The organism is Aquabacterium sp., assembly GCF_016195855.1.
In the GTDB taxonomy this organism is placed as follows: Bacteria; Pseudomonadota; Gammaproteobacteria; order Burkholderiales; family Burkholderiaceae_C; genus Aquabacterium.
Map to the genome: position 1 here is coordinate 227,232 of NZ_JACPYU010000015.1, position 9,892 is coordinate 237,123.

The window sequence follows — 9,892 nt, forward strand, 5'->3', positions numbered from 1 at the left end:
CCGGTCACACGGCCAGCCACAAGGCCACGGCGGCGGCCAGGCCCGTCAGCAGGCTGACTCGGTCCTTGAGGGCGAACACCAGCGGGTCATCGTGCATCTGCCCACGGTGGGTCTGCATCCAGATGCGGCTGACCCAGTACAGCATGATGGGCACCAGGGCCCACACCATTTTGGGATGGTGGTACATCGTGCTGACATCGGGCGAGTTCAGGTACAGCGCCAGCACCAGCACGCTCAGGTAGCCGGAAGCCCCGCCCAGGCTTTGCAGCAAGGCCAGGTCTTCGACCTGGTAGCCACGCCCCTGCGCCTTGAGCTTGCCTTGTTGCTTCATGACATACAGCTCGGCATAGCGTTTGACGATGGCCAGGCTCAGGAAGATGAACACCGCGAACATCAGCAGCCAGAAGGACAGCGGGATACTGGTGGCAGCCGCGCCAGCCACGATGCGCACGGTGTAGAGGCCGGCCAGCGTCAGCACGTCGATCATGACCAGTTTCTTGAGGCCGAACGAGTACGCCAGCGTGACCGCGTAGTACGCACCCAGCACGATCAGGAACTTGAAAGGCAGGAAGATCGACAAGGCCAGGGCCACGATGAGCAGCACCGGCGCGGCCATCAGGCCAAACAAGAGGCTCAACTGCCCGGATGCAAAAGGCCGCTTGCACTTGCTGTGGTGCTGGCGGTCTGCAGCCAGGTCGAGCATGTCATTGAGCAGGTACACCGACGAAGCACACAGGCTGAAAGCCAGGAAGGCCATCAGGCTGTGCAGCAGCACGGTGGCATCACCCAGCTGGTGCGCGGCCGCCACGGGCACGAAGATGAGCGCGTTCTTGGCCCACTGGTGCACACGCAAGGCCTTGAGCACCACCTTCAAGCCACTGCCACGCATGGGCGCAAAGGTGGCATCCACCGTGGTGATGGCACGTGCCGAGGCCACCAGCGATTCACTCGCGTTGACCACCACCGCGGCGCGCGAATGGCGCCAGATGGCCTGGTCGACGCGGTGGTTGCCGCAATAGTCAAAGCCCTTGTCACCGAACTTGGCCACGAGTTGCGCAGCCTTGTTGGGGCCAGCCAGATTGGTCTGGCCATCGCTGGCCATGACGCCGTCAAACAAGCCAAGGTGTTCGGCCACCGCTTGCGCCATGCGCGCATCAGACGCGGTGCACAGCCAGATCTGACGCCCCTGAGCCTTTTGTGCACGCAGCCAGTCCACAAAAGGCTTGGTGTAAGGCAAGGCGGCACCATCAAGCTGCACACGGCTGGCGATGTGCTGCTTGAGCCGGGCCTTGCCTTGCAGCAGCCAGAATGGGATGAGCAGGAGGTAAAACGGGTTGCGCTTGATCAGCAAGAGAAAGGACTCGAGCAACAGATCGCTGTGGATCAGGGTGCCGTCAAGGTCCACACACAAAGGAACGTTTTTAGACATATCGGGCTTGCACAGCTTTGTTGTTTTCATCACGCAGCAACCACACACACAGCCAGCCAATCAACACGGCCAGCCACAGCGTGAGCAGACGGCACACCAGCGTCAGCAAGATGGCCTGTGGGGTGCTGTAGCCATGGGTGACCAGCAAGGCCGCCATCACGGTTTCCGTGCTGCCCAGGCCACCAGGCAGGAAAGACAAGGCGCCCACGATGATGGCAATCGAGTACACGCCCATCGCGGCGGGGATGGACATCAGGTCAGGCGTCACCACATCGGCCACCAGCTTGAGGCCGATGGCTTCGGCAGCCCAGGCCACGGCGCCCAGCGCCAGGCCCATCAGCAAGACACCCGGCGACAGGAACTGGCGGGCACTGGCCAGCATGGCCGCCACCTTCTGAACCAGCTTGAGCAAGGCGCCATGAGGTTGTTGCGCCAGGCGCACGGACACATCGGCCCAGGGGACCAGGGCGATGCCGGCGAGCAAGCCGCCCACCAGGGCCAGGGCCACCCAAAGGAAGAACTGATACTGCTTGAGCTCGGCCAGCACCGCGCTGGCCAGCAAGATCATGACCAGCAGATCAAGCAAACGCTCCACAAAGAAGGCGCCTGTCACCGATGACAGCGAGATGCCATGCGGCAGGTAATAGCGCCCACGCACGACCTCACCCACCTTGCCCGGCGACAAGGTGAACGCAAAGCCAGACATGAAGGTCAGCGAAACAAAGCGCCAGGGCAGGACATGACCAAGCTGCTTGAGATACAAGCGCCAGCGCACGACACGCAGCACGTAGTTCAACAAGGACAGCACACCGGCAGCCACCACAGCCATCCAGCCGGCCTTCAAGGGCGTGAGGTCGATCTGAGCGATGTCACGCCGAAAGGCCAATGCGCACCAGCCCGCGAACAGGGCCAGCAAGCCATAAATCAATGCGCGGCGCCAGGCTGGCACCTGACTCGCCGGCGCATCAGGTGGAGCGTTCTGGGTCATCCGGCGATTATCAGCGCTCGTTAATGACACCCAGCACCGCTGTAACCCTCAAAACAGATCAGCACCCCTCAAAACAGGTGCCTGTTCGTCTTTGGGGGCCAGGCGCAGCGTGAGCTGGCCAGCGGGCCACTCGATGCCGATGGCCGGGTCGCTCCACAACACGCTGCGCTCGCTGTCCTTGGCGTACAGGGCGGTCGTCTTGTAGAGGAAATGGGTCTCGTCCTGCAGCGCCAGGAAGCCGTGGGCAAAGCCTTCCGGGATCCACAACTGGCGCTTGTTGTCGGCATTCAACTCCACACCAACCCACTGGCCAAACGTGGGCGAGCCGCGACGGATGTCCACGGCCACATCGAACGCGGCGCCTTGCACCACGCGCACGAGCTTGCCCTGGGCATGCGGTGGCAGTTGGTAATGCAGGCCACGCAGCACGCCGGCCTTGCTGCAGGAGTGGTTGTCCTGCACAAAGGGGCGAGCGGCTGGCAACCCCAGCTTGCCCAGTTCGGTGTTGAAGCGCTCCTGGTTGAAGCTCTCCATGAACCAGCCGCGGTCATCGCCGAACACGGCAGGCTCGATGATGACCACATCGGGGATACGGGTGGGGATGAGCTTCATGCCGTGTGAATCAGAAAATGGTTTCGTTGATGACCTTGAGCAGGTACTGGCCATAGCCATTCTTGAGCATGGGCTGCGCCAGCTTGGTCACCTGTTCGGCCGTGATCCAGCCAAAGCGGTAGGCGATTTCTTCGGGGCAGGCCACCTTCAGGCCCTGGCGTTTTTCCAGGGTCGAGATGAACTGGCCGGCTTCAAGCAGGCTGTCGTGCGTGCCCGTATCCAGCCAGGCATAACCGCGACCCATGATCTCGACGCTGAGTTGCCCCATCTCCAGATAGCGGGCGTTGACGTCGGTGATCTCGAGCTCGCCACGCGCGCTGGGCTTGATGTCGGCGGCGATGTCGCAGACCTGCTGGTCGTAGAAGTACAGGCCGGTGACGGCGTAATTGCTTTTGGGGACCTTGGGCTTTTCTTCGATGCTGAGGGCCTGGTGCTGCGCATTGAACTCGACCACGCCATAACGCTCGGGGTCGTGCACGTGGTAGGCAAACACACTGGCACCGCTGGGGCGATTGGCCGCGCTGATGAGCAGACGCTGTAGATCGTGGCCGTAGTAGATGTTGTCGCCCAGCACCAGGGCGCTGGGGTTGTTGCCCACGAAATCACGCCCGAGGATGAAAGCCTGCGCCAGACCATCGGGGCTGGGCTGCACGCAATAACTCAGGTTGAGGCCCCACTGGCTGCCATCACCCAGCAACGCCTGAAAGCGCGGTGTATCTTGCGGCGTGCTGATGAGCAGGATGTCGCGGATGCCCGCCAGCATCAGGGTGCTGAGCGGGTAGTACACCATGGGCTTGTCGTACACGGGCAGCAACTGCTTGCTGATGGCCAGTGTGGCCGGGTGCAGGCGGGTGCCGGAGCCGCCCGCCAGGATGATGCCTTTGCGGGTCTGGCCAGTGGAAGCGGTCATGGGGTCATCCTCCGATGATTTCGTTGAGCATGCGCTCGACGCCCTGCTGCCAATGAGGCAGGGTCACGCCAAGCGCTTGCTGGATCTTGTTGGTGTCCAGTCTGGAATTGAGCGGCCGGCGAGCCGGCGTCGGGTAGGCGCTGGTGTGAATGGGCAAGATGGCCTCAGGCGCCACGCGGATGGACTGCCCATGGGCTCGCGCCCATTCAATGACAAAGCGTGCGTACTCGTGCCAGCTGGTTTCGCCAGAAGCCACCAGATGGTAGAGGCCCGCCAGTTCAGGCTGGCGCCCCACCGTGCGGATGGCATGCGCCGTCACGTCGGCCAGCAGGTCCGCACCCGTGGGGGCCCCGATCTGGTCGTCAATGACTTTCAATTCTTCGCGCTCGGCCGCCAGGCGCAGCATGGTGCGGGCAAAGTTGCCACCACGCGCGGCATAGACCCAGCTGGTGCGGAAGATCAGGTGGCGGCAAGTGCTGGACTGGATGGCCAGCTCGCCCTCCAGCTTGGTCTGGCCATACACGCTCAGCGGTGCCACGGGGCTGTGTTCGTTGCGTGCGTTCTGGCCGCTGCCATCGAACACGTAATCGGTGCTGTAGTGGACCAGCAGGGCATTGAGCCGCGCCGCTTCCGCCGCGATCGCCGCCGGTGTCGACGCGTTGATCAGGCGGGCCAGATCAGGCTCGCTCTCGGCCTTGTCCACGGCCGTGTGCGCCGCGGCATTGACGATCACGTCAGGCCGGATGTGGCGCACCAGCGCCGCGACCTTGTCGGGATCACTGAAGTCAGCGCGCAGATCCGGCGCATTGACGGGCCCCGGCGAATCAAAATCAAAGGCCTCAAGCTGACCCAGGGTGGCCAGCGATCTTTGCAACTCCCAGCCAACCTGCCCGCCCTTGCCCAACAGCAAAATCTTCATGCGCGCTCCGCGTAGTTCTGGGCGATCCAGTCACGGTAGGCCCCCGAGCGCACCGTGTCGATCCAGGCGGTGTTCTCCAGGTACCAGCGCACGGTCTTGTTGATGCCGGACTCGAAGGTCTCGGCCGGGCGCCAGCCGATGTCGCGCTGGATCTTGGTGGGGTCGATCGCGTAACGGCGATCATGGCCGGGGCGATCCTTCACGTAGGTGATCAGGCTCTCGTACGGGCTGCCATCGGCGCGTGGGCGCAACTCGTCGAGCTTGCGGCAGATGGTGGTCACCACGTCGATGTTGCGGATCTCGTTGATGCCGCCCACGTTGTAGGTCTCGCCCAGCGCGCCCTTGTCCAGCACCTGGCAGATGGCTTCGCAGTGGTCACGCACATACAGCCAGTCGCGGATGTTGAGGCCATCGCCATACACCGGCAGGGGCTTGCCCTCCAGCGCATTGAGGATCATCAGCGGGATGAGCTTTTCGGGGAAGTGATAAGGCCCGTAGTTGTTGCTGCAGTTGGTGGTCAGCGTGGGGAAGCCATAGGTGTGGTGATAGGCCCGCACCAGATGGTCGCTGCCCGCCTTGCTGGCCGAATAAGGGCTGTTGGGCGCGTAAGCCGCGGTCTCGGAGAAAGCCGGATCGTTGTCGCCCAGCGAGCCGTACACCTCGTCCGTGGAGACGTGCAGGAAGCGGAAGGCATCTTTGTCTGCGCCCGTGAGCGAGCCCCAATAGGCACGGGCCTCTTCCAGCAGGCTGAAGGTGCCCACCATATTGGTGTGGATGAACTCGGCCGGGCCATGGATGGAGCGGTCCACATGGCTTTCTGCGGCGAAGTGCAGGATCGCGCGGGGGCGATGCGTTTGCAGTGCCGCCTTGACCGCATCACGATCAGCGATGTCTGCCTGGATCAGGGTGGCCCGCCCATCACGCAGTTGCGCGGCAATGGTGTTGGGGTTGCCGGCATAGGTGAGCTTGTCGAACACCACCAGTTTCTCGTCCGTGGCCCGTCCAGGCGCGGCTTGGCGTTCAAACCAGTGGTGAACGAAATTACCGCCGATAAAACCAGCGCCGCCGGTGATGAGGATCATGCTGGGCTTCTCCGATAACGGGCCATGTGTGAAAAAACGCATTATGCCGGCAGGCCACTGGCCACCTTCTTTGACGCCCCCCTCGCTCGGGTTACGGGTTGATCTGGATCTCAAGGGTTAGTCCTGAAATCCGAATGTCAGCCACACGACGCCCACCCCGCGATCAAGGGGAGGAGCAGCCCTCGACCTGTTACATGGTGCAACAAATGTCTCAGCGACGCATGAGCACCCGAAATACGATTAACAGGGAGCGATACAAAACGAGGCAAACATGCACAGCTGGTGGAAACGTCATCTCAAGGTCTGGATCTGTGGACTGGCGATTGCATCTCTGAGCGGATGTGTGGCCGATGGCAGTGGCGCCAAACCAGAGTCCCGGGCTGAAGCGTGGCGCTTTCTGACGCAGGCGACCTTTGGCGCCGACGAAGTCAACATCGATCGGGTGATGACCATGGGCTACGAAGCCTGGATCGACGAGCAATTCAGCCTGCATCCCGCCTTCACCTACCGTGATTTCTTCACCCGACGTGATGCTGAAATCAAGGCGGATCACCCAGGCGATGCTTCTGCCAGGGCTGGCGCCGACCAGACGCTGGAAGCCTTCTTCACGCGCGCCCTGACTGACAAGGCGCAGCTGCGTGCCCGGCTTGCCTTTGCCTTGTCGGAAATCATGGTCATTTCCTGCAACGACGACATTCTGGGGACTGTTGCACCGCAAATAGCGGCCGGCTACATGGACACCCTTGATTCAGCGCTGGACGGAAGTTACCGTGACTTACTGGAAGCTGTAGCCAAAAGCCCGGCCATGGGGCAGTACCTGACATACCGCGGCAACACCAAGGAAGTGCCCTCCGTGGGCCATTTCCCGGATGAAAACTTCGCCCGGGAAATCATGCAACTGTTTTCCATCGGGCTGAACGAACTCAACAGCGACGGCAGCAAGAAGCTCGATGGCAATGGCAACCCCATCGAGACCTACACCAGCGACGATGTCAAAGGCCTGGCCAAGGTGTTCACGGGCTGGGGCAATTACCGCGGTGCAGCCTACAGTTCGGCGTCCGACTCCGCCTGTTTTTTTTGGGCCAAGGAATGCCAGGACCCGGAAGGGTTCTATCAGCCGATGGTGCCCTACCCGGCCTATCACTCGGTTTCAGAAAAGAAGTTCCTGGGCGTGACCATTCCGGCCCAGGACACCCCCTCACCACAGGCTGACTTGACCACGGCACTGAACCGCCTGGCCACGCACCCCAACACCGCGCCTTTCATCAGCAAACAACTCATTCAGCGCCTGGTGACCAGCAACCCCACACCGGACTATGTGGCACGCGTGGCCGAGCGCTTTACCGCCACAGGCGGCAACCTCAAGGAGGTCGTCAAGGCCATCTTGCTGGACGACGAGGCGCGCGGCCCCATCACCCTGGTGGCGCCCGAACACGGCAAGCTGCGTGAGCCTGTCCTGAGGCTGACGGCCTTGCTGCGGGCGTTCAAGTTCAACACGATCACAGCCGGCCTGTCTGCATCACCCATGGATGGCGCCAACACCACCCGGCTCGACTACGTGGCCATCGGCAATACCAGCGACCCCGCCACCTCATGGGGGCAGGCACCACTGTACGCACCATCCGTTTTCAACTACTTCAGGCCGGGCTACGCGCCACCCCAAGGTGAGGCTGCTTCAAAGGGCATGGTGGTGCCCGAAATGCAACTGGTCAACGAGAGCAGTGTCACGGGCTACGTGAATGCCGTGCTGGACCTGCTGACCAACGGCATCGGGCCCAGCGTCGTGGTGGACACGGATGGGCAATGCGGTGCCTACACACTGGAAGTGCAGCAGTACATCCAGTCGCTGGACCCCAAAGTGCCTGCCAACAAGGCGCTGCAGGACGCCGCTGCCAAATGCAAACTTGAAACGCTGACCCAGCGCAGCGTGACCATGCAGTTGATCGAGCAGCGCGCCATGGCATACGACGCCAGCACCTTGACGCAGCACATTGCCGATCGACTGCTGGGCGGCAGCATGACGGACAAGTTGCGCCAAGCCATGATCAGCACCCTCTCCACCCTGGACGTGCCTGCCCTCAGCAGCCAGCCCTCCAGCGGCGATGCGGTCAACAGCGCGCTGGACAAACGCGTGTGGACCGCCATCCTGATGGTCGCCGTCTCCCCTGAATTCCTCGTCACCAAGTGAGCACGCCGATGACTTCCATCAAACGCCGTCGCTTCCTGCAGCAAGGGTCCGCCATGGCGGCCATGGGCACCTCAGGTGCCTGGCTGGCCAACCTCGCGGCCGTCAAGCAGGCCTCGGCCCAATCCACCGGCAGCGACTACAAAGCCCTGGTCTGTATCTTCCTGAACGGCGGCAACGACGCGCACAACACCGTCATCCCGGTCGATACGACCTCCTGGCGCTGCTACAGCGCCACCCGTGATCCGGCTGTCATGGCCAAGGTGAGCGGCTCCCCCGCCCCCGACAACCTGAGCTCCATCGCACTGGATCAGAGCACCTTGCTGAGCATCAGCCACCGCAATGCCAAGGGCCTCAACACCGGTCGCAGCTTTGCGCTGCATCCGCAACTCAAGCGCATCCAGAAGCTGTACACGAACGGCTCGGCTGCCATCGTGGCCAACATCGGGCCCCTGATTCAGCCAACCAGCAAAGTCGACATGCTTGATCATTCGTGGCCCATGCCCAGAAAGCTGGGCTCCCACAACGATCAAGCCTCGACCTGGCAATCCTTGGGCGTCGAAGGCACCACCGGCGGCTGGGGCGGGCTCATCATGGACCAGCTCAAAAGCCGCAATGTCAATCAGGCCTTCAGCAGTGTCGGCGTGAACATGCCCGGCGTCTGGCTCAGCGGCAAGACCGTGGTGCCCTATCTGCTGGGCACCGGTGGCTTCCAGCCCATGGGCGGCAGCTCGGGCCAGATACTGGGCAGCAGCACGGTTTACGCGGCGGTACGCGCGGCAGCATCCACATCCACACGGCAAGATGTGATCGCCTCGGACTTTGTCAAGGTCGCTGGCCGGACCTTGTCCAGTGAAGCCGCCCTGAGCCAGGGCTTGCCCGCCACCGCGCAGGCCCCTTGGGGCACACCCGGCACAACAGCCACCACGGACCCCTTGTTGAAATACACCGAGCCAGATACCGGCCTGTCCAAACTGAACCCGCTTGCACAGCAGTTGCAAGTCATCGCCCGCATGATCGCCGCGCGCAGCAGCAGCGGCATCAGCGCCGGCCGCCAGGTATTCATGGTCAGCCTCGGCGGGTTTGACACCCACAGCGATCAATTGAAACAGCACGCCCGCCAGTTGGCCAAGCTGGACCACGCGGTCGACTACTTCCAGAACTGCCTGGCCCAGATGCCCGGTGGGGACATCCGCCCGCAGGTCACCACCTTCACGGCGTCCGATTTCGGGCGCGCGCTGGTCAACAACGGCGATGGTTGCGACCATGGCTGGGGTGGCCATCACTTCGTGGTTGGCGGCAGCGTCAAAGGTGGTGATGTCTATGGCAAGTACCCGGCTTTCATGGCCTTCGACGGCAATGGCAACTTCTTCAGCGACGAGTTGCTTGCCGGAGGGGTGCTGCTGCCCGGCCTGGCCGTTGACCAACTCGTCTATACCCTGGGCAAATGGATGGGCGTGTCTGACGCTGCACTGGTGGGCACCACACCCGGTACCGGCATCGCCCCCAATATTGGCAACTTCGACGCAAGCACCCGCGATATCGGCTTCATGGTGTGATGTTCTGACGCCTTGAGAAGGCCGCCTCTGTCAGAATCCGGCTGATTTCACAACAATCCGCCTCACATCATGAAAGTTTCAGTGGTTGGCACAGGCTATGTGGGCCTGGTGACGGGTGCATGCTTGGCCGAGATGGGCAACGACGTGCTGTGTCTGGATGTGGATCCCAACAAGATCCGCATCCTGGAAGAAGGCGGCATCCCCATCC

The 9,892-nt window shown here is 62.4% G+C and carries 8 protein-coding genes and 1 pseudogene; 3 read left to right on the forward strand and 6 right to left on the reverse strand.

Annotated features, from left to right (window positions below):
* Positions 1–4: 4 nt before the first annotated feature.
* The 6 genes from HY019_RS13345 to rfbB are packed head-to-tail and all read right to left on the reverse strand — an operon-like array spanning position 5 to position 5,940.
* Positions 5–1,429 (reverse strand): UbiA family prenyltransferase, encoded by a 1,425-nt coding sequence (locus HY019_RS13345; RefSeq protein ID WP_290692863.1) that lies wholly within the window; start codon positions 1,427–1,429, stop codon positions 5–7.
* Positions 1,422–2,417, reverse strand: coding sequence for a lysylphosphatidylglycerol synthase transmembrane domain-containing protein (locus HY019_RS13350; protein ID WP_290692865.1), 996 nt, complete (start codon positions 2,415–2,417; stop codon positions 1,422–1,424). The genes HY019_RS13345 and HY019_RS13350 overlap by 8 nt, the downstream gene beginning before the upstream one ends.
* A 48-nt stretch (positions 2,418–2,465) precedes the next feature.
* Positions 2,466–3,029, reverse strand: a complete 564-nt coding sequence (gene rfbC / locus HY019_RS13355) for a dTDP-4-dehydrorhamnose 3,5-epimerase (protein ID WP_290692867.1) — start codon at positions 3,027–3,029, stop codon at positions 2,466–2,468.
* A 10-nt stretch (positions 3,030–3,039) separates the two neighbouring features.
* Entirely contained in the window at positions 3,040–3,939 is a 900-nt protein-coding gene (gene rfbA / locus HY019_RS13360) for a glucose-1-phosphate thymidylyltransferase RfbA (RefSeq protein ID WP_290692869.1), read from the reverse strand.
* Positions 3,940–3,943: 4 nt separating this feature from the next.
* Positions 3,944–4,858 carry a dTDP-4-dehydrorhamnose reductase gene (gene rfbD / locus HY019_RS13365; RefSeq protein WP_290692871.1) on the reverse strand — a complete coding sequence of 305 codons (915 nt, stop codon included), beginning with the start codon at positions 4,856–4,858 and terminating at the stop codon, positions 3,944–3,946.
* Complete coding sequence (gene rfbB, locus HY019_RS13370; RefSeq protein WP_290692873.1) at positions 4,855–5,940, reverse strand: dTDP-glucose 4,6-dehydratase; 1,086 nt, start codon at positions 5,938–5,940, stop codon at positions 4,855–4,857. Before rfbB ends, rfbD begins: the two co-directional genes overlap by 4 nt.
* A 271-nt stretch (positions 5,941–6,211) precedes the next feature.
* Here rfbB and HY019_RS13375 point away from each other — a divergent pair, with 271 nt between their 5' ends.
* The 3 genes and pseudogenes from HY019_RS13375 to HY019_RS13385 all read left to right on the forward strand — a co-directional run.
* Positions 6,212–8,128, forward strand: a complete 1,917-nt coding sequence (locus HY019_RS13375; RefSeq protein ID WP_290692875.1) for a DUF1800 domain-containing protein — start codon at positions 6,212–6,214, stop codon at positions 8,126–8,128.
* An 8-nt stretch (positions 8,129–8,136) separates the two neighbouring features.
* On the forward strand, positions 8,137–9,684 hold the full coding sequence (locus HY019_RS13380; protein WP_290692877.1) for a DUF1501 domain-containing protein: 1,548 nt from the start codon (positions 8,137–8,139) through the stop codon (positions 9,682–9,684).
* Positions 9,685–9,753: 69 nt separating this feature from the next.
* Positions 9,754–9,892 (forward strand): annotated as a pseudogene (locus HY019_RS13385) (UDP-glucose 6-dehydrogenase); the annotation flags it as partial.